The sequence below is a fragment of the Neisseria sp. HMSC31F04 genome (genome assembly GCF_001807735.1).
Lineage (GTDB): Bacteria > Pseudomonadota > Gammaproteobacteria > Burkholderiales > Neisseriaceae > Neisseria > Neisseria elongata.
Map to the genome: position 1 here is coordinate 2,035 of NZ_KV790783.1, position 20,160 is coordinate 22,194.

16 protein-coding genes are annotated in these 20,160 nt (G+C 55.6%); 11 read left to right on the plus strand and 5 right to left on the minus strand.

The features are described 5' to 3' along the window. The coding region (locus HMPREF3107_RS02480) for a YadA-like family protein (RefSeq protein WP_210391378.1) at nt 1–3,366 on the plus strand (3,366 nt) is incomplete at its 5' end. 28 nt (nt 3,367–3,394) lie between these two features. Beyond that, nucleotides 3,395–4,180 carry a TatD family hydrolase gene (locus tag HMPREF3107_RS02485; protein WP_070453022.1) on the plus strand — a complete coding sequence of 262 codons (786 nt, stop codon included), beginning with the start codon at nt 3,395–3,397 and terminating at the stop codon, nt 4,178–4,180. Nucleotides 4,181–4,428: 248 nt separating this feature from the next. On the opposite strand, the gene HMPREF3107_RS02490 is transcribed toward HMPREF3107_RS02485, so the two are convergent. The 5 genes from HMPREF3107_RS02490 to leuC all read right to left on the minus strand — a co-directional run bounded on the left by HMPREF3107_RS02490 (nt 4,429) and on the right by leuC (nt 10,512). Next, nucleotides 4,429–5,199 (minus strand): sulfite exporter TauE/SafE family protein, encoded by a 771-nt coding sequence (locus tag HMPREF3107_RS02490; RefSeq protein WP_070453025.1) that lies wholly within the window; start codon nt 5,197–5,199, stop codon nt 4,429–4,431. A 58-nt stretch (nt 5,200–5,257) separates the two neighbouring features. Further along, on the minus strand, nt 5,258–8,446 hold the full coding sequence (gene recC / locus HMPREF3107_RS02495) for an exodeoxyribonuclease V subunit gamma (protein WP_070453028.1): 3,189 nt from the start codon (nt 8,444–8,446) through the stop codon (nt 5,258–5,260). Between the two features lie 96 nt (nt 8,447–8,542). Next, a complete protein-coding gene (locus tag HMPREF3107_RS11300) occupies nt 8,543–8,725 on the minus strand; it encodes a hypothetical protein (RefSeq protein WP_083284595.1) in 183 nt (60 codons plus the stop codon). Next, nucleotides 8,712–8,837, minus strand: a complete 126-nt coding sequence (locus HMPREF3107_RS12675) for a hypothetical protein (protein WP_256364788.1) — start codon at nt 8,835–8,837, stop codon at nt 8,712–8,714. The genes HMPREF3107_RS11300 and HMPREF3107_RS12675 overlap by 14 nt, the downstream gene beginning before the upstream one ends. A gap of 268 nt (nt 8,838–9,105) precedes the next feature. Beyond that, nucleotides 9,106–10,512 (minus strand): 3-isopropylmalate dehydratase large subunit, encoded by a 1,407-nt coding sequence (gene leuC / locus HMPREF3107_RS02500; RefSeq protein WP_070453086.1) that lies wholly within the window; start codon nt 10,510–10,512, stop codon nt 9,106–9,108. Nucleotides 10,513–10,733: 221 nt separating this feature from the next. Here leuC and gshA point away from each other — a divergent pair, with 221 nt between their 5' ends. The 9 genes from gshA (at nt 10,734) to HMPREF3107_RS02545 (ending at nt 20,157) form a co-directional block, all read left to right on the plus strand. Next, nucleotides 10,734–12,071, plus strand: coding sequence for a glutamate--cysteine ligase (gshA, locus tag HMPREF3107_RS02505; RefSeq protein WP_070453031.1), 1,338 nt, complete (start codon nt 10,734–10,736; stop codon nt 12,069–12,071). A gap of 222 nt (nt 12,072–12,293) precedes the next feature. After that, the gene (locus tag HMPREF3107_RS02510; protein WP_070453034.1) at nt 12,294–13,004 is read left to right on the plus strand and encodes a class I SAM-dependent methyltransferase; all 711 of its coding nucleotides are present in this window, start codon (nt 12,294–12,296) and stop codon (nt 13,002–13,004) included. A gap of 4 nt (nt 13,005–13,008) precedes the next feature. After that, a complete protein-coding gene (locus HMPREF3107_RS02515) occupies nt 13,009–13,635 on the plus strand; it encodes a hypothetical protein (RefSeq protein WP_070453037.1) in 627 nt (208 codons plus the stop codon). A 72-nt stretch (nt 13,636–13,707) separates the two neighbouring features. Further along, entirely contained in the window at nt 13,708–14,340 is a 633-nt protein-coding gene (locus HMPREF3107_RS02520) for a hypothetical protein (protein ID WP_246828573.1), read from the plus strand. Between the two features lie 2 nt (nt 14,341–14,342). Beyond that, nucleotides 14,343–14,846: a hypothetical protein gene (locus HMPREF3107_RS02525; RefSeq protein ID WP_070453040.1), complete on the plus strand. Its 504-nt coding sequence runs from the start codon at nt 14,343–14,345 to the stop codon at nt 14,844–14,846. Nucleotides 14,847–14,947: 101 nt separating this feature from the next. Then, nucleotides 14,948–17,779 (plus strand): ribosome-associated ATPase/putative transporter RbbA, encoded by a 2,832-nt coding sequence (rbbA, locus tag HMPREF3107_RS02530; protein ID WP_070453043.1) that lies wholly within the window; start codon nt 14,948–14,950, stop codon nt 17,777–17,779. A gap of 77 nt (nt 17,780–17,856) precedes the next feature. Then, nucleotides 17,857–18,207 carry an MmcQ/YjbR family DNA-binding protein gene (locus HMPREF3107_RS02535; protein ID WP_070453046.1) on the plus strand — a complete coding sequence of 117 codons (351 nt, stop codon included), beginning with the start codon at nt 17,857–17,859 and terminating at the stop codon, nt 18,205–18,207. 37 nt (nt 18,208–18,244) lie between these two features. Further along, nucleotides 18,245–18,937, plus strand: coding sequence for an aspartate/glutamate racemase family protein (locus tag HMPREF3107_RS02540; protein ID WP_070453049.1), 693 nt, complete (start codon nt 18,245–18,247; stop codon nt 18,935–18,937). A 107-nt stretch (nt 18,938–19,044) separates the two neighbouring features. Then, complete coding sequence (locus tag HMPREF3107_RS02545) at nt 19,045–20,157, plus strand: ABC transporter permease (protein ID WP_070453052.1); 1,113 nt, start codon at nt 19,045–19,047, stop codon at nt 20,155–20,157. The last annotated feature ends 3 nt before the right edge of the window (nt 20,158–20,160 follow it).

Consider the following 20,160-nt stretch of genomic DNA (forward strand, 5'->3'; position numbering starts at 1 on the left):
GATACCGCAGTACAAAAGGTGGTTTCAAGTAACCCTAATTTAACGGCCAGCAAAACCGGCGATACCGTTACTTTGGATTTTAGCCAAACCCCAAGCTTTACCAGCGTAACCACTGGAAATAGTGTATTGACTTCAGACGGCTTAAAAATTGGTAGTGGCGCTAATTCCGTATCCTTAACCAATACAGGACTTTCTAATGGCGGCAACAAAATCACCAACATTGCTGACGGCGCAGCCGATACCGACGCGGCAAGCTACAAACAAGTTAAAGCCGCGAAAACCGAGGTTCAAGCCGGTACCAACGTCGCCAGTGTCATTAAAACCGACGGTACAAACGGTCAAGCGATTTATACCGTCAATGCCAAAGGCGCTACTGTCTCTGCGGAAGGCACAGATAACGGTTTGAAACTGACGTCGTCTGAAAATCCAACTACTAATGTCACTACCTACAAACTGGATTTGGCAGACAAAACCAAGACTTTTTTGGCTAAAGCCGACAGCGCATTGCAAAACATCGGCATACAAGTCAATGGCACGACTGCTAAAACGCTAAATCAAGCCAATTCGACGCTAAACTTCGTTAACGGCACCGGCACAACCGCCGAAAACAAAAACGGCAACATTGCATTTAATGTCAATAAAGCCAATTTAAGCGTAAACGGCGGCACGGTTTCGGCTGACAAAAACGGCGATGAGTTTGCCACCGCAAAAAGCGTTGCTGACGCCATCAACCAGGCTGTTACCAACAGCGAAAAAACCAGCGTGGTTGCAGCAGGCGACAACACCCACGTTGCTTCTGCCGTTTCTGGCAACCAAACCACTTATACCGTTCATGCCGATAAAACCACCGTCAGCGCCAAAACCGGCGGCAAACTGACTGTAACATCCGCTCAAACGGCAAACGCCAACCAAACCAAAACCACCAATTACGAACTTGACCTGACAGATGCCACCAAAGCCGAAATTGCCAAAGGCGTGGATGCAAAAACTGCCGTCGATACTCAAGGCATTGGCTTTGCTGCCGATAGCGGCTCTCCAGTTACCAAAAAATTAGGCGACAGTTTAAACATCAAAGGCGACAACAAAAACATCACCACCAAAATAAATAATGACAATGTTCAAGTTACCTTAAATGATGACATCAGTGTACAAAATGTGAACGCGGCAGCCTCGGTCATCACTCCTAAGGTGGTTGCTGGCGACAGCACTTTAACTTCAGACGGCCTAAACATCACCGGCGGTCCAAGCATCACCAAAACCGGCATCAGCGCAGGCAATAAACCAATCACCAATGTCGCAAGCGGCGGCACCACCGACAGTAACGCTGCCAATATTGGCGACGTTAAAAAAGCCGCTGCTGCCGCTAAAACCGTGGTAAAACAAGGCGCAAACACCACCGTTTCTAGCGCCACCGACGCAGCAACTGGTGCCACCGAATACACCGTCAATGCTGAAAAATTGGTGGTACAAGGCTCTTCGGATGTTACCGTAAATGCAGTAACCAACGGGTTAACCACCACATACACCGCCGACTTATCAACCACAGCCAAAGCCAGCCTAGCCAAAGCCGATACCGCAGTACAAAAGGTGGTTTCAAGTAATTCTAATTTAACGGCCAGCAAAACTGGCGATACCGTTACTTTGGATTTTAGCCAAACGCCAAGCTTTAGCAGCGTAACCACTGGAAATAGTGTATTGACTTCAGACGGCTTAAAAATTGGTAGTGGCGCTAATTCCGTATCCTTAACCAATACAGGACTTTCTAACGGTGGCAATAAGGTTACCAACGTTGCTAAAGGGACTGCGGACACAGATGCTGTGAACCTCGCTCAACTTAAAGATGCGGCTGCTGCTGCAAGCAACAAAGTTGAAAGCGGCAATGCCAATATCGTCGTTAAGCCTGTAAACAACGCCGATGGCAGCACCACTTACAAAGTGGCAACTGCAGATAAACTGACTGCAGACAGTTTTACCGCCGGCAACACCGTAGTCAATAACGGCGGCGTGAAAGTCGGCAGTGCTGTGGCACTTGGCAATGACGGACTGAAAGCAGGTAATGTGAGCGTTGGTACAAACGGTATCAATGCGGGCAATCACACTGTTAAGAATGTTGCCAAAGGCGTAAACGACACCGATGCGGTCAATGTTGCTCAATTGCGTGAGCAAATTGCTGCCGGAGCGAAAACCACCACCGTTGTGGCCGGTAAGAACGTTACCGTCAGCAATAAAGTGAGTGGCAATAACACCGAATATACTGTAAATGCCGAAAAAACCACTGTTAGCGCAGCTGCAAGTGGGGCAGTTAAAGTAAATGCGGGTACGAAAAATGCCGACGGTGTTACAGATTACGCCGTGGATTTAACCGATGCGGCCAAAGCCGATGTCGCCAAAGGTGTGGCAGCCAAAAATACCGTAGACAATAAAGGCCTGACCTTCAATGCCGACGGCTCAACTACGACAGGTATCAAAAAATTGGGTGATACCGTCGCCATAAACGGCGATGGCAACATCATTACCAAAGCCGATGCAAATGGTATCCAAATCGGCCTGAACAAAAATCTGAACGTACAGAGTGTGAAAGCAGGTGATACCATCCTCAACAACAGCGGCGTAGCCGTTGGTGGAAACGTTGCGCTGACTCAAAACGGACTTAAGGCGGGTAACGTCAATGTAAGCGCAAGCGGCATTGATGCGGGCGGCAACAAAATCACCCGTGTAGCCCCGGGCGTGGTGGCAGCAGGCAGCACCGATGCTGTCAACGGCGGCCAGCTTTATGCAGTTAATCAAGCGGCCAGGGCGGCGAAAACAGAAGTCGTTGCAGGTAAAAACATAGTCGTTACCGAAAGCCAAGGTGCAAACGGCCAATCTGTTTATCAAGTTGCCACATCCGACAATTTGACTGTCGGCAGCGTGAAAGCAGGTGCGACAACCGTGAACGACCGCGGTATCAGCATTGCCCTGCCAACTGCCCACGATCCCGAAAATGCCGTCAGCCTCAGCCTGGACGGCCTAAATAACAGCGACCAGCGTATTTCCAACGTTGCGCCCGGCAGAGTAGGTACGGATGCCGTTAACCTAAACCAACTTGCCGGTTTGGGTAACGCCTTGCAAAACAACATCGACCGAGTCGGTAAAAAAGCTTATTCAGGTGTGGCCGGAGCGATTGCCCAAGGTTCGATTCCCCAGGTTACCCGCCCGGGAGCAACCGGCATCGGCGTCGGCAGCGGTTATTACGGCGACCAGTCTGCTATGGCCATCGGCGTATCTGCCATGAGTGACGGCGGCAACTGGATCATCAAAGGCAATTTCTCGGCTAATACCGGCGGACATGTCGGTGTTGGTGCAGGTGCTTTGTATCAATGGTAAGGCTGTCTGAAAGCATCATCTGACCGTCATGAATGATACAACTGACAAGCCTGCGGTATTCACCGACACCCACACCCACCTTGCCGATCCTCTGCTGTCCGTGCGGTTGGCAGAGATCATACGGCAGGCCGATGGGGCAGGTGTGCGCCGCTTTATCGTTCCGTCCGCCAACCGTGGCGACTGGAAAGCCGTATCGGATTTGGCGGCAGACAACATCGTCCCCGCCTTCGGCATCCATCCCTGGTGGGCCGGAGGATCGGCCGAACGGCAGGATTTGGACAGCCTTGCCGATTACCTTGCCAGACACCCGCAAGCATGGGTGGGCGAAATCGGATTGGATTATCTGCGGGCTTCCGATGATGCACAGCGGCAGCGGCAACGCGGTTTGCTTGCGGCCCAACTGCAACTGGCCGGCGATTACCGCCGGCCGTTCGTTTTGCACAATGTCCGTGCAAGTGCGGATTTGCCGGCGTTGTTGAAGCAATATCGGAATCCTTGCGGTGGCATCGTCCATGCCTTTTCCGGCAGCTTGGAAGAGGCGGCGGCATTTTGCAAACTCGGATTGAAAATCGGCATCGGCTCGCTGTTGCTGAACCCGCAGGCAAAAAAAGCCCGCCGCGCCGCCGCCGAACTGCCGTTGGAACACATCGTATTGGAAACCGACAGCCCGTATATGTCGGAAGGCGGCACGCCTGCCGACATATCCCGCATAGCCGAAATCGTCTGCGGCTTGCGCGGCATCGGTTTGCCCGAACTCTCCGCCGCGACCGAACGGAATGTGGACGGATTATTGGCTTTCTCATCTGCGGTGTGATAAGGGCGAGTGAGGCGGTTTATCCGATATGGCTATTTTAAATTTCTGAAATACTGGCTTTTGATTCTTATCTATCTAATTGTTTTTTAATATTTATTTAAAAGTTTCAATTACAAAGGTGATGGCGGACAGAGTGTAGGCAAGCAGCAATGCTTGTCCCGCCGTGTCCAATATTGCGATGCCAAGTCAAATAAAGGCCGTCTGAAAAGGATAAACCGAGTTTTCAGACGGCCTTTTTCATATTGACATCAACTCAATAAATCCCAAGCAAATTTTCCAATCGTCAGACACAGCAGCAACATGAATCCGTAACGCAGGAAACGGGTTCCGCCGCGTATCGCCAAATGTGCGCCGATGATGCCACCACATAAGTTCGCCAGTGCCAACGGCACCGCCCATACCCACACGATGTGTCCTTGCGGGATGAAAAACGCCAGCGCGGCAAGGTAGGTGGTGGAATTGATGACTTTGGCGGATGCGTTCGCCGTCAGGAAATCATAACCGTAAAAACGGACGAACACGAAGGCCAGTAGGCTGCCTGAGCCCGGCCCGAAGATGCCGTCGTAAAAACCAATGAGCGCGCCGAAGAGTAAGCCCCATAAGGTTTCGCGGCGCGTCAATTTTTTGGTGCGCACCGCCTGCCCCAAGTCTTTTTTCAAAAAAGTATAAAGGCACATGGCCACCATGATGACCAACATCGCCGGTTTCATGTAGTGCACGGGCAGATACGCCACGGCATTCGCGCCCAGATAGGAAGCGGCAAACGCCAGCACGGCGACGGGCAGCAGCATTTTCCACGGCAGGGGGATTTTGCGCAGGTATTGCCCCGTTGCAGTCAGCGTGCCGCATAAGGAAGCGAATTTGTCGGTGCCGATGACCGAAGCCACGGGCGTGGAAGCGGGCAGCAGGTTGAACAGCCCCGGGATTTGCAGCAGCCCGCCGCCACCCACCGCCGCGTTCATCAGCCCTGCGGCAAAACCTGTGAGTAATAGGAGGTAGGGAAAGGAATCTTCGAGCATTTCTGGCTTTCGCTAAAAAAGGTTGGTTGAGGCCGTCTGAAAAACCGGAAAACGGGTTTCAGACGGCCTCTTGCAATGCGGACAGGGTGGGCAGCAGGAGGTTTTCGACGAGCAGCCAAAACAGTTCGCTTTCTATCGGCGGCGTTTCGTCTTTGCCGAAGACAAGGGCGACTTCGGCGTAGTCGGCTTGGCCGACGTTCATTTTGCCGCCGAAGTAGTGGGTTGCGGCGGCTTTTCGGGCGGCCTGCAGCTTTTCGTCTTCGCTTTTTTTGCTTTCGGACAGCAGGGTTTGCGCGGCGGCGAGGCTGGTTTTGGGGAAGAAGGGCAGCGGGCGGGTTTGGCCGATGAGGTAGTAGGCCAGCCAGCCGTCGAGGATTTCTGCGGCTTGGCCGGCGGGTACAGGGGGCAGGGTGAGGATTTCATCGGGCAGCACCCAGCGGCTGGAGAGGTCGCCGCTGCCTGCGGGGCGGACGGTGTTGTAAATCAGGTGTTGCAGGTAGAGGCCGATTTTTTCGGGGGCGTTGGGCCGGTGGTCGAGGAAGTGGATTTGGCCGTGCAGGTGCAGTGCGGTCAGGCTGCCGTGCAGGGTGAGGCCGTCTGAAAGGTATTCGTAGGGGGCGGCGGGCAGTTTCGGGCTGTCGAGGATTTCTTGTTCCAGCGATTTGGCGGCGGTTTCGAAGTTGGCGCGCCAGAGTGTGCCGAGTTGGCCGGCGGGCAGCATGGATTGCGCGGTCAGTTCGGCGGCGGTGTTGGCGAAGTCGCGGTGTTCGCGCCGGGCCTGCAGGTAGGCGGCGGCGATTTCGCGGCTTTTGGGCGGGGCGAAGGGTTCGCCCGCGCTATCCGCTTCTTCGAGATAGGGGGGCTGCCAGTCGAGTGTGTGCCGCAGCCAGTGTTTGACCGGGTTTTTCCAGAAGGCGGCCAGTTCGTTTTGGCTGACGGGCAACGGCGGTTCGCCGTCTTCCAGGGGGCGGGTGTAGAAGGGCGGGCGTGTTTCAGACGGCCTGTTGAGTGCGTCGGCGTAGTCTTGGCGGCTGCTGCTCAGGCTGCCGCCGTCGAAGTAGCGGGTGGAGAAGGCTTGCAGGGGGTGTTGTTCGATTTGGCCTGCGTAAAGTTCGGCGGTGCTTTTGCCGGTCATGTCGGCGATGCAGTCGGCTAATTCGTTCAGCAGGGCAGAGGGGGCGAGGGCTTCGTTGGTGCGGATACTGCGGCCGACGTAGGAGAGGTAGAGGTGTTCGCGCGCGCTGATGAGGGATTCGAGGAAGAGGTAGCGGTCGTCGTCGCGGCGTGCGCGGTCGCCTTTTTTCGGGTGGCGGGCGATGAGGTCGAAGGCGGCGGCGCGGGTGTTGCGGGGGAACAAGCCGTCGTTGAGGCCGAGCAGGCAGATGGTTTTGAAGGGCAGGGAGCGCATGGGCACCATGCTGCAGAAGGTGATGCCGCCGCGCAAAAAACCGGTTTCGCTCTGGCTGCCGAGGAAGCGGGCGAGGTGGAGGTTGATGACGGAGTAGGGCAGTTTGCCGCCGAATCCGGCCAGTTCGGCTTCCTGATGCCAGCGGGTGAGTGCTTGTTCGAGCTGCCGTAGGGATTGGCCGTCGTCTTCCGTGGGGGTGAAGAGTTCGCCGGCCAGCTTGCGGACGCGTTCCGTCCAGCCACCGATGTTTTCGGGCTGCATCCATATCTGCCGCCAATGGGCGAGGCGGCGGATGAAGGCGGCGAAACGGCTGAGGACGGCGGTGTGGCCGGGGTCGGTGTGCCACGGGCTGATGCCTTGCCACAGGCCGCCGCCGTCGGGCAGCAGCCAGCCGAGGGCGAGCCGGTCGAGCCCTTGCTGCCAGGTGAACAAGGGGTCTGTGCCGTCGCGCATTTCCGCGTCCAGCCCCCAGTGGATGTTGAGGCTTGCGATGGTGTCGTGCAGCAGGGGAAGGTCTTCGCGGGTCAGTCCGAAACGGGTGAGGACGGGTTCGCTGTCGAGCAGGGCGGTTACTTTGTCGGCTTCGAAGCGGCTGTCGAACAGTTCCAGCACTTGTTCCAGCGCGTGGAACAGGGGACGGCGGCGGCTGAGTTTGACGTCGGATACGGAATAAGGCAGCGGCCGTCCGCTTTGTTCACCGAAGACGGCTTCGATAAAGGGGACGTAGGGTTCAATGTCGGGCGTGAGGACGGCGATGTCGTGGGGTTGCAGGTCGGGACGGCGGTCGAACTGTTCGAGCAGGTGTTCTTTGAGGATTTGCAGTTCGCGCAGCGGGCTGTGGGCGCAGACGATGCGGATGCTGTCGTCGGGTGTGGCCGTGCCGTCGGGCAGGGAGAGGGTTTGGATGTCGTACTGCAGGCGGTGGAGGAGGCCGTCTGAAAGCGGTTCGTCGGCGTACACCTGCAGGTCGGTATGCAGTTCGCTTTCAGTCAGGGCATTGAAGAAGTCCCGCCCCTGTTTGCCCAGCGAGGCGAGCAGGGGGTGGCCGGTTTGGCTCAAATCGGTGTCGTCGGGGTTTTGCAGCATTTGCGCCGGTTCGATGATGTTGCCCCAGTATTCGGCCGCCGGATTGAGGGCGAAGATGTGTACTTCGCTGTGTTGTGCGACGGCCTGCAACAGTTGCAGGTACATGGGGGCGAGTGTGGCGATGCCGAATACGAACAGCCGCTCGGGCAGCTTGGCTCCGGGCGCGGAGAGTGCGTCGAGCTGTTTGTGCCACAGGGCGACGCGGTGCGGTGCTATTTGCCTGCCGTCGTCGAGGAAACGCCACAGTTCGGCCTGCCAGATTTCGTCTTCGCCCAGGCCGATCAGGCGGCCGTTTTGCCAGGCATCGATCCAGTCGGGGCGGTAAACCAGATATTGGTCGAAAATATCGGCAAGCTGCCCGGCGAGCTGGTAGGCGGCGACGCTGCCGCCGGAGAGGTAGGCCGACAACGCCTGCCGCGCGGCAGAATATTCTGGGGCGGAAAGGCCGTCTGAAAAAAACAGTTCCAACAGCCGCCAGCGCATCACTTCAGTATTGAACGGGCTGAGTTCAGGAATGCCCGGTAGCAGTTCGCGCATCAGCCGCCAGTTGAAACCGGCCGGCAGCGAGAAGCGGAGGTTGGCCGCGATGCCGCCGCTTTTGGCCAGCGCGTGTTCGATAAAGCGGCGCATGCCTTGGCTTTGCACCAGGATTTCCTCTTCCTGCAACGGGTCGGACAGCGGGCCGCTTTCCTGTATTTTCCACAATAGTTCGGCAAGGTCTTCGAGGCGGTTGGATTGGTAGAGGTGGAGCATGGCGGTTCCGGTTTTAGTGGCGGGAAGGGATGGCGTAGGGGTATATCAGGCAGGGCGGAGGCCGTCTGAAAAACGGTTTTCCCGTTATGTGCGGCTTCAGGTATTTTCAGACGGCCTTTCATCCGCTGCGGTACGGGTGGAATGATCGGCCAATATTTGCAATAAGTCTTCGGGGCATTTGCTGTTTTCGGCAAAAAACCAATATTCGCCATAGGGTCTGAGGTTCAGGCCGTCTGAAAAACGTGTCAGACAGTCTGCATCGTAACTACTGGTTTTCAATCCCTTGCGCTACGGTGGCTAAAAAATCCAGATATTTCGGGTCTTTGTCCAGCCACGCTTCGTCGTTTAAACCCATGTAGGCATGCATCAGCTCGTCAGCGGCGTGTTCCATATTGCCCGTCGTCCGCCGGTGCGTTGTCGTGTTCGTAAAGTCGGCAAATGGTGTCGTAGGTTTGGTCAGCCAATTCACTCATGGCTTATTTACTATTGCGGTAAACCCGCTTTCAGACGGCCTGTATGAACAAGCGTGTTGAAAGCGGGTGTATCTTCGGTTTATGTCCGATTGTAAGTAAATAGAGCAAGCCGGCAGGCAGGCTCGTCCGGCATGACAATTTTGGCTGTGCCAAGGGAATCGGTATAACTGAAAGCCGAAGCGAGTATTACAGTGCTCTGACGTCCACAAAATGCCCGGCCACCGCCGCTGCCGCCGCCATGGCGGGGCTGACGAGGTGGGTGCGGCCGCCGTTGCCTTGCCGTCCTTCAAAATTGCGGTTGGAGGTGGAGGCGCAGCGTTCTTTCGGTGCGAGGCGGTCTGCGTTCATCGCGAGGCACATGGAGCAGCCGGGTTCGCGCCATTCGAAGCCCGCGTCGGTGAAGATTTTGTCCAAGCCTTCTTTTTCCGCCTGTTCTTTCACTAAGCCGGAGCCGGGCACGACCAGCACGCGGTTCACGTTGCCGGCCTTTTTGCGGCCTTTGGCTACAGCGGCAGCTTCGCGCAGATCTTCGATGCGGCTGTTGGTGCACGAGCCGATGAACACCACGTCCACGGGGATTTCGTTCAGCGGCGTGCCGGCGGCCAAGCCCATGTATTCCAAGGCGCGTTCCATGCCCGCGCGTTTCACTGCGTCGGCTTCGTCGGCGGGATTCGGCACTTTGCCGTCCACGCCCAGCACCATTTCGGGCGACGTGCCCCACGTTACCTGTGGTTCGATGTCTTCGGCGTTGAATCTGTACGTTTTGTCGAATTCCGCACCGTCGTCGGACACCAGCGTGCGCCAGTAGGCCACGGCTTTGTCCCAATCCGCGCCTTTGGGGGCAAATTTGCGGCCTTGGATGTAGTTGATGGTGGTGTCGTCCACCGCCACCAAGCCACTGCGCGCGCCGGCTTCAATCGCCATGTTGCACAGGGTCATGCGGCCTTCCATGGAGAGGCTGCGGATGGCTTCGCCGCCGAACTCGATGGCATAGCCTGTGCCGCCCGCCGTGCCGATTTGGCCGATGATATACAGTGCAATGTCTTTGGCGGTTACGCCCGGTTTCAGACGGCCTGAAACTTCAATCAGCATGGATTTGGACTTTTTGGCGGTGATGCACTGGGTGGCCATGGTGTGTTCCACTTCGCTGGTGCCGATGCCGTGCGCCAGTGCGCCGAACGCGCCGTGGGTGCTGGTGTGCGAGTCGCCGCAGACGACGGTCATGCCGGGCAGCGTCGCGCCCTGTTCGGGGCCCATCACATGTACGATGCCTTGGCCTTTGTCTTTAAACGGGAAATACGCCAGCGCGCCGAATTCTTTGATGTTTTTGTCCAAAGTGTCCACTTGCAGCTTGGAAATCGGGTCTTTGATGCCTTCGTCCCAATGGTCGGTGGGGGTGTTGTGGTCGGCGGTGGAGACCACGCTGTCGATGCGCCACAGTTTGCGGCCGGCCATTTTCAAGCCTTCAAACGCCTGCGGACTGGTGACTTCGTGCACCAGATGGCGGTCGATATAAAGCAGCACCGTGCCGTCTTCTTCTTCGCGGACGATGTGGCTGTTCCAGAGTTTGTCGTAGAGGGTTTGCGGTTTCATGTTTTTATTTTGAATATCAAAAAAAGAAGGCGCGATAGTAGCTTCAACGCGGCGGCGGCGCAAGGATAATGTCTAAAAAATTTAAATAGGGCGGATATTTTTAAGCTTGATATTAAAATTTTAGACTTTATGTCTAATAAAATGTAATGAACAGACTTGTGCAGGCCGTCTGAAACGGTTTATGATGCAGCCTTTCAAATGATTCATATGGATTGAATATTATGCCCCTACCCGTTATGAACGCATCCTACCTGCCGCAGTTGCAGGCATTCGAACGGCAAATCTTATCGAACCAAACCAAAATAGAGGCGTGGTTCCGCAGCAAATGGAAGGAGTACAAGCCCCCGTTTTACGGCTCGGTGGACATCCGCAACGCGGGCTACAAAATGGCTTCCATCGACATGAATCTGTTCCCCGGCGGTTTCAACAACCTGAATCCGAATTTCATCCAATTGGCCTCCCATGCCGCGCTCGACGCGGTGGAGCGTGCCTGCCCGCAGGCCAAATCGGTGTTGATCGTGCCGGAAAACCATACCCGCAACACCTTCTACCTGCAAAACGTTCATGCACTGTCGAATATCTTGCGCAACGCGGGTTTCGAAGTACGGTTGGGCAGCATCAACCCCGAAATCACCGAACCGGTGGAACTGGAAACCGCCTTGGGCGACACGGTCACACTCGAACCGCTGCAACGCACCCGCGGGCGCGTGCATCTGGCTGACGGTTTCTCGCCCTGCCTGATACTGCTTAACAACGATTTGTCGGCGGGTGTACCCGATATTCTCAAAGACATCAGCCAAACCGTGCTGCCGCCCCTGCACGGCGGCTGGACGACAAGGCGCAAAACCGCCCACTTTTCCGCCTACAACGACGTGGCCGCCGAATTTGCCGCCCTGGTCGGCATGGACGAGTGGCAGATCAATCCGTATTTCGAACAGATTTCCGGCCTGAATTTCCAAGAGCGCGAAGGTGAAGACGCTTTGGCCGACGCGGTGGAACGGATGTTGGCGAAAATACAGGCCAAATATGATGAAAAAGGCATTACCGACCAGCCCTTTGTCATCGTCAAAGCCGACGCCGGCACTTACGGTATGGGCGTGATGAGTGTGAAATCGGCCGACGAGGTACGCGGTCTGAACCGCAAAAACCGCAACAAAATGGCGAAAATCAAAGAAGGCCTGGAAGTGAGCGAAGTCATCGTACAGGAAGGCATCTACACCTACGAAACCCTGCACGGCGCGGTATCCGAGCCTGTGGTTTATATGATGGACCGCTTCGTCGTCGGCGGATTCTTCCGCGTGCACGAAGGGCGCGGTACAGATGAAAACTTAAACGCCACCGGTATGTCGTTTGTTCAGCTAAACCATGCCATCCCCGTGGCCGAAAGCGACCAAAACGACGAATGCGGCCGCCGCGTGTTCGAGCAGTGGCAGGAATTGGGCGTGGCGCAAACCAAGGCCGACGACCCTGATTACGGCTGCAACCGCCTGTACGTTTACGGTGTGATGGCGCGTTTGTCGCTCTTGGCAGCGGCAGTGGAGTTGGAACGCGCGGTCTGATTTGGGCTTCAGCCCTTATTATGGAATCAGGCCGTCTGAAGGTGTAAACTGCCTTCAGACGGCCTTTTTGATATTGCCCAAGCCGTTCGACCTGCTTTGCCGCCAATAGAGTGAATGGATTTAGAGCTGGTGTAGCTTTGCTTTGCCTGTCGTTGTGTTTTGACGGTATGAGGCCGTCTGAAAACAAAGAAACCGTATGTTTGATTTGAAAGAAAGGATAATATGGATACCCAGTCCATACAAAATCAATTCAACGCCGTATCCGCACAATACGACGGCCAACGCCGCGCTCTGATACCCTGTTTCGACCTGTTTTACCAAACCGCCACCGACTTGGTCGCAGGTGTGCCGAATGTGCGCCGCGTGCTTGATTTGGGTGCGGGTACGGGTTTGATGAGTGCATTTATACACGCACGTTGTCCTGATGCCGAATATACTTTGGTCGATATTTCCATGCAGATGCTTGCTCAAGCCCGGCAGCGTTTCCAAGGCCTGCCGAATTTCCGTTATATGGCGCAGGATTTGGCGCGGTTGGACGAAGCCGCAGGCCTGTCGGAGGGCGATTTCGACCTGATTGTGTCCGGCTTGGCCATCCATCATTTAGAAAACGGGCAGAAACAATCGCTGTTTCATCAAGTTGCCCGTCTGCTTGCGCCAAACGGTCGCTTTATCAACGCCGACCAGGTGTTGGGCGAAACCGCAGCCTCCGAACGCACCTATACCGAAGCATGGCAGCAGCATGTTATGCATAACATCGCGCTGACAGAAACCGAGAAAAATGCGGCATTCGAACGCATCAAACTCGACCGCATGGCTACGTTATCCGACCAATTCCAATGGCTGCGCGAAGCCGGGCTTCAGGCCGATTTGTATTTCCAACATTATAATTTTGTTGTTTTCGCCGCTGTCAAACCGTCAGAATGCGAGAGATAATCCGATGAACGATGCTCCTATCCAAACTTTCGCCCTGACTTTCGGCTTCCCCTACACGCAAACGCGGCAAGAATTGCCGCCGTTGGAAGGCGGGCGGCATCTGCATTTGGGCGCGTTGGACGGGTTTTACCACCATATGGACGGCGCGTGGCAGGGAACAAATCCTAGTGCTGATTATTGGCTGGAAATGGAAACCCTGTTTTTGCAATGGCTGACTTATGCAAGGCTGCCTGATATTTGGAACGATTGGGCGTTTGGCTGGGACATCAAAGCCAAGCAATATCTGCCGATAGAAGGCTGGCGCGAAGAATGGGCGGTGTTTGGCGTAATGTTTGACGATTCGATTCTTTTTGCCGATACCGCCGAACCCGGCAGCCCTGTTTATTGGCTGATGACCGGTTACGGCACGGTGGAAAACCGCCGCCTTGTCGCGCCGTCCGTGGCTGCTCTGATGCAGACTTTATTGGCCATTTATGATTTTGAACAGAAATGGCAGGCAGAGGGTAGGGCGGTTTATGATGAAGAAGGCTGTTGTACGGCTGCAGAATTGAGTGCGGCATTGCACGATTTGCTGTACCGCGAACTGTCGCCCGAATGTGCGGCGGGATTTGAAGAAGCGTTTTGGGGATGATGTCGGCTTGAGGTCGTCTGAAAACAGGTAGGACGGTTTTTCAGACGACCTTTTCGAGATAACCGATTACGCTTGAATCTTGTTTATCAACAATTGTATTTTGAAAATTTGGAGAAAATAATGAAATCAGTTTTACTTTTAGGTTCTATTTTACTGTTGTCGGCGTGTGGCTCGATGCAGAGTCAGGTTGTGAAGAAAAACGTTGCTTTTGATCCGGGCAGTCAGGCACAAGTCCGCTCGTATGGTTCATATGGTTCGGATTTGATCCGCATATATCCTGAAACGGACTGCGCAAAATGGGAGGGAACAAAACGGAACGCGGTAAACCGTCGTTTTGTCAACGGATTGCCGCGTAAGGTTAGGAATATTTCGATCGGTATTCCGCCTACCGAGTTGAGCCGTAAAACGGAAAAAGACACCGGATTCGTTTTCCGTGATTCTTATCGCGAGATGGTCGTATCGGCGAATCAGCCTGTGGTTTTGGACGGCGCATTTTCGTCTCAAACGAGAAATCAACATTATAGTTGCCGAGTCGCCGCTTCTTTCACACCTAAGGCAGGCGAGGCTTATGAAGTCCGCTACCTGTCAGAGGAAGAGGGATGCGACATTGAGGTTTACCATATCGGTCATGAGGAAAAAGACGGTATCCGCCCAACCAAAAAACTTACGGCAAACTATTGCGCAAGGCCGGGAACCAGCTTTTAAAGATGTGGTACGAGAAATTTAACTTTCTCAGCCGCGAAGTTCCCGCATCCGATGAGGATTTGGCATGTTTTTTTCAGACGGCGGACAAGCATATCGGCGATGAAGGTATTTGTGCTTTGGCGCAGGCTTTCCCCGAAGCGGGCGTGGCGGAGAAATTTGCCGCCACCGGTCTGCGGCTGCCCGATTACTTTTATATTCCTGAAGAGATGGAGCAGCTTTGGCGTTATGCAGTAAGCGGTGAAATCGAAGGAAACGGGCGGGAATTCGGCTATTTTTCGCCAAAAGACGTGGTGGAATTTTATTTTAGTTACGAATTCTGGTGTTACGCCCCGCATTTCCTGCCGGTTGCCTTTGACTGCGGCGGTATATTTTATGCCTATGATTTCCGTCAGCCCGACGATTTACAAATTGTGTTGGCGGATTCGGGCTTTTGCGGAGAAAAAGAAGGCGAATACACGCCTGCGGGTAAAACGTTGGCAGAAGTTTTAAGTCGGGAACCTGATTGATGTAGTTTTCGTTCTGCGGTCGCTTTGTGTTTTCAGACGGCCTTATCAGAGCAAAACCGCAAGGCCGTCTGAAAAACGAATAGCAGATTGAGGAAATTCTAATGAACACCGTTTCCATCCAAAACCTTTCCCACCGCTACGGCAAGACTCTTGCGCTTGACGATGTGTCGCTGGACATCCCGAAAGGCGCGACGGTCGGTTTGATCGGGCCGGACGGCGTGGGCAAATCGACGTTGCTCTCGCTGATGGCGGGTGTGAAGGTGATTCAGGACGGGCGGGTGGAAGTGTTGGGCGGCGATATGGCGGACAAGGATGTGCGGCGGGACTTGTCGCACCGCATCGCCTTTATGCCGCAGGGTTTGGGGCGCAACCTGTATCCTACCTTGTCGGTGTATGAGAATATCGATTTCCACGCGCGGCTGTTTGGTTTGGACGGGCAGGAACGCACGCGGCAGATTGCGCGGCTGATGTGGGCGACCCGCCTTGCGCCGTTTTCCGGCAGGGCGGCGGGCAAGCTATCGGGCGGGATGAAGCAGAAGCTGAGTTTGTGCTGCGCACTGGTGCACAGCCCGGATTTGTTGATTTTGGACGAACCGACCACGGGCGTGGACCCTTTGTCGCGCCGCCAGTTTTGGGCGCTGGTGGACGATTTGCGGCGGGAACACGCGGGCATGACCGTGATTGTGGCGACCGCCTACATTGAAGAGGCGCAGCGTTTCGAGCGGCTGCTGGCGATGGATGCGGGCAGGCTGCTGGCAAACAAGCCCACTGCCGACGTGCTGGCGGATTACGGCACCGATGTGTTGGAAGAGGCCTACGTCAAAATGCTGCCGCCGGAAAAACAGCAGGGTTCGGGCGGTTTGGACATTACGCCGTTCGTCCCCGACCCCGATGCGCCGCCCGCGATGGAAGCGCACGGGCTGACCAAGCGTTTCGGCGATTTCACCGCCGTGGACCACGTCAGCTTCACCATTCAAAAAGGCGAGATTTTCGGCTTTCTCGGCAGCAACGGCTGCGGCAAGTCCACCACCATGAAAATGCTGACTGGTTTGTTGGAGGCGACAGAAGGCGATGCCACGCTGTTGGGCAAGCCGATAGACGCGGGCGGTTTGGACACGAAGATGCGCGTCGGCTATATGTCGCAGGCGTTTTCGCTGTATGAGGAACTGAGCGTGCGCCGCAATCTGGATTTGCACGCCAGACTCTACCAGATGGGCGCTAAAGGCGCGGCGGCGGTGGAAGAAGCCCTGCAACAGTTTGATTTGGCGGACGTTGCCGATACCGCACCCGCATCGCTGCCGCTGGGCATCCGCCAACGCCTGCAACTCGCTGCCGCCTGCCTGCACCATCCCGAAGTATTGATTTTGGACGAACCGACTTCGGGGGTCGATCCCGCCGCGCGCGATATGTTTTGGCGGCATCTTCTGAAACTCTCCCGCGAAGACAAAATCACCATTTTCGTTTCCACCCACTTTATGAACGAAGCCGCCCGCTGCGACCGAATTTCCTTTATGCACAAAGGCCGCGTGTTGGCGGTGGGTCCGCCCGCCGAACTGGCGGCAAGGCAGAATGCGCCGGATTTGGAAGAAGCGTTTGTGCAGTATCTGATTGAAGCGGAATCGGATAACGGGTATTCCGAACAGGGTAGGTTGGATCAAGACCCAACAATGCTTTCGGATTCGACAGGTTGGGTCTCTACCCAACCTACGGCGGCTACGGCTACGGTCGGGTTTTCAGACGACCCCAAAAAACACCATCCGAGGCCGTCTGAAAATCCGTCCGCAACGCCCGATACTCAAAGCTTCAAATACCGCTTCTCCATGATTTGGACCTTCGCCCGCCGCGAAGCCAAAGAACTCCTGCGCGACAAAATCCGCCTGTTTTTCGCCGTGTTCGGTCCGCTGATTATCATGGCGTCGGTATCGTGGGGGATTTCGTTTGACGTGCGGAATCTGAAATTCGCCGTTTACGACCGCGACCAAACCGCCGCCAGCCGCGAGCTGGTCGAATATTTCGACGGTTCGCGCTACTTCCTCCAACAGCCGCCGATACAGTCCGAAGCCGAAATCGACACCGTGCTCAAAAGCTCAGGCGCCATATTGGTCATCGATATTCCGAGCGGTTTCGGGCGCGATTTGGCGCGCGGACTTAAACCCGAAGTCGGTTTTTATGTGGACGGCTCCATGCCGTTTAACGCCACCAACATCCGCGGCTACATCGGCAGCCTGATCACCGCCTACACCAAAGACCGCATCGCCGAAAGCGGGCTGCCTATTTCGCTCAAAGCCCCCGCCGGCATCGAACCGCGCTTTATGTACAATCAGGATTTCGACAGCATCAACGCCATCGCCCCGGGCGTGATGATGCTGGTGTTGATGATGATACCCGCTATGATGTCGGCGGTCGGCGTGGTGCGCGAACGCGAAATCGGTTCCATCGCCAATTTCTACGCATCGCCCGCCGCCGTGGCGCAATATCTGATCGGCAAACAGCTCCCCTATATCGCCGTCGGCATGGTCAATTTCGCCGCCATGATGCTGATGATTATTTACCTGTTCGGCGTGCCGCTCAAAGGCTCGTTTATCGGACTTGCCGTCGGTACGCTCTTGATGGTGTCTGCCAGCACCGCGCTGGGGCTTTTGATTTCCTGCTTCGTGCGCTCCCAGCTTGCCGCCATCTTCGCCACCGCCATCATCACCATGATCCCCGCGCAAACCTATTCCGGCTTTCTCTACCCGCTGTCCACTATGGAAGGCGGCGCGCTGGTTATCGGCAAAACCTTCCCGTCGTCGTGGTACTACACCGTCAGCGTCGGCAGCTTCACCAAAGGGTTGCACACCGCCGACCTGCTGCACGAATACGCCGCCATCGCCGCCTTTGCCGCCACCAGCCTGATTTTGGCGTGTGTGTTGTTGAAGAAGCAGGAGAAGTAAAAAAGGTCGTCTGAAAACTCAGCAGGCGGGTCTTGATGCCTGATTTGTTCCTTAACCCACTATAAAGGAAGAACGCCATGAACCGAACAACCCTGTTTGACGGACTGGCCGAACGCTACGGCGCGGCGGCAGAATATCCGTGGGCGAAATCTCCCGACTTTGCCGTGTTCCGCCACGCGGGTAAGCGCAAATGGTTCTGCCTGTATATGCCCGTGCCGTCTGAAAAACTGGGCATGGGCGAGGGCAGTCTGACGGAAATCGTCAACGTCAAATGCCGCACCGAACACATCGGCGCATGGCGCGCGACGGCAGGCATCCTGCCCGCCTACCACATGAACAAAGAACACTGGTTGAGCATCGTATTGGCGCAAACGCCCGTAGAAAACGTGTGGCGGCTGATAGATGACAGCTTCGTGCTGACGCTCTAGGATTGGTTAACTCCACACATCAAACGAAAGGAAAAACATGAAAACCATAGGCATCATCGGCGGCATGAGTCCCGAAAGCACCGTGCTCTACTACCAAATCATCAACCGCGAGACCAACCGCCGCTTGGGCGGCAACCGCAGCGCCAAAATCCTGCTCGACAGCGTGGATTTTGAAGAAATCGTCCGCTTGCAGAAAAGCCGTGATTGGGCTGCGGCGGGAAACGTGCTGGCGCAAAGCGCGCGGAAGCTGGAAGCAGGCGGCGCGGATTTTTTGCTGCTCGCTACCAACACCATGCACAAAGTCGCCCCCGCCATCGAACAGACGGTCGGCATTCCCTTGCTGCACGTCGTCGATGCCACCGCCGCCGCCATCAAACGGCAGGGCTTGTCCGCCGTCGGCCTGCTCGGCACGCGCTTTACCATGAGCGATGGTTTTTATATGGAGCGCATGGGTTCGCAGGGCGTACAAACCATAGCTCCGACCGCCGCCGAACAAGACGAAATCCACCGCATTATTTTTGACGAACTGTGCCTGAACCGCATCCGCCCCGAGTCCGCCCGCTACTTTTACGACGTGATAGGCCGTCTGAAAAACGAAGGCGCGCAGGGCGTGATACTCGGCTGCACCGAAATCTGCCTGCTTGTGAACGAAACCGACAGCCCGCTGCCCGTGTTCGACAGCACCGCCATCCATGCGCTCTCGGCGGTGGATGCGGCGCTGACGGAATAACGCGGCAAACGCTGTTTTGTTTAAAGGAACAGGCTGTAAAGCCGAAAAAACAGCCGACCGTTTTTTCAGACGGCCTTTGACAATACAACCCACAAACAGGAACCCCCATGCGTACCCTGAAAAACATTCTGACCCTGATGCTCAAAGAGTTCCGCAGCGTGCTGACTGATCCGGTGCTGATGGTGCTGATTGTGTATATCTTTACCGCCACGATTTATCAGATGGCGCAGGTGGGCGCGGATTTGAAAAACGCCACTGTCGGCATCATCGACCAAGACCGTTCGGTCTTGTCCATGCGCATCCGCGATGCCGTGCAGCATCCGTTTTTCAAACCGGTAGAGGACGTGCGGCGCGAAGATTCGGACGAATTGATGGACAAGGGCGAGTTCACCTTTATTTTGGAAGTACCGCCCAATTTTCAGCGCGACATGGCGGCGGGGCGCAATCCTGATTTGCAGCTTTTGGTTGATGCGACGTCGATGACGCAGGCGGGGGTGGGCGCGTCTTATCTTTCGCAAATTATCAACCGCGAAATTTACGAATTCACCGGCGTGACGCGGCCGGAGTTAATCAACCTCGTCATCAACACTTATTACAATCCCAACGGCGAAAGCGCGTGGTTCATGCCGACTTCGCAAATCGGATCGATGTCGTGTATGTTGCTGATTTTATTGACGGGGGCGGCGGTTATCCGCGAACGCGAACGCGGTACAATCGAGCATTTGCTGGTAATGCCGGTCAATGCGTTCGAACTGATGATGGGCAAAGTGCTGGCAAATGCCGCCGTGATTTGGGTGGCGGCGTTGTCGTCGCTGTGGTTTGTCGTGCATTTGGGCATCGGTGTGCCGCTCATCGGCTCGGTGCCGCTTTATGCGGTAGGGCTGGCGTTGTTCCTGTTTTCGGTGGCATCGCTGGGCATCATGATTGCCACGTTCGCATCGACGATGGGACAGTTCGGTATGCTGATGCTGCCGGTGTATATCGTGATGAACCTGTTTGCCGGCGGCGCATCCCCGCGCAGCAACATGCCGCACGCGGCGCAACTGATCAGCGAATACTGGCCGTTGACGCAGTTCGTCAAATTTTCGCAAGACATCCTGTTCCGTGGCGCGGGGATTGAAATCGTATGGGGACATATGCTGATTATGGGCTGTATCGGCGTAGGATTCTTGTGGCTGGCATTGTTGCGGTTTCAAGGGATGTTGGAGAGGCAGGGTTAGGTA

Coding starts and splice junctions, on each gene's coding strand:
- HMPREF3107_RS02485 (WP_070453022.1), top strand. CDS start 3,395: ATGAATGATACAACTGACAAGCCTGCGGTATTCACCGACACCCACACC.
- HMPREF3107_RS02490 (WP_070453025.1), bottom strand. CDS start 5,199: ATGCTCGAAGATTCCTTTCCCTACCTCCTATTACTCACAGGTTTTGCC.
- recC (WP_070453028.1), bottom strand. CDS start 8,446: ATGCTCCACCTCTACCAATCCAACCGCCTCGAAGACCTTGCCGAACTA.
- HMPREF3107_RS12675 (WP_256364788.1), bottom strand. CDS start 8,837: ATGGAACACGCCGCTGACGAGCTGATGCATGCCTACATGGGTTTAAAC.
- leuC (WP_070453086.1), bottom strand. CDS start 10,512: ATGAAACCGCAAACCCTCTACGACAAACTCTGGAACAGCCACATCGTC.
- gshA (WP_070453031.1), top strand. CDS start 10,734: ATGCCCCTACCCGTTATGAACGCATCCTACCTGCCGCAGTTGCAGGCA.
- HMPREF3107_RS02510 (WP_070453034.1), top strand. CDS start 12,294: ATGGATACCCAGTCCATACAAAATCAATTCAACGCCGTATCCGCACAA.
- HMPREF3107_RS02515 (WP_070453037.1), top strand. CDS start 13,009: ATGAACGATGCTCCTATCCAAACTTTCGCCCTGACTTTCGGCTTCCCC.
- HMPREF3107_RS02525 (WP_070453040.1), top strand. CDS start 14,343: ATGTGGTACGAGAAATTTAACTTTCTCAGCCGCGAAGTTCCCGCATCC.
- rbbA (WP_070453043.1), top strand. CDS start 14,948: ATGAACACCGTTTCCATCCAAAACCTTTCCCACCGCTACGGCAAGACT.
- HMPREF3107_RS02535 (WP_070453046.1), top strand. CDS start 17,857: ATGAACCGAACAACCCTGTTTGACGGACTGGCCGAACGCTACGGCGCG.
- HMPREF3107_RS02540 (WP_070453049.1), top strand. CDS start 18,245: ATGAAAACCATAGGCATCATCGGCGGCATGAGTCCCGAAAGCACCGTG.
- HMPREF3107_RS02545 (WP_070453052.1), top strand. CDS start 19,045: ATGCGTACCCTGAAAAACATTCTGACCCTGATGCTCAAAGAGTTCCGC.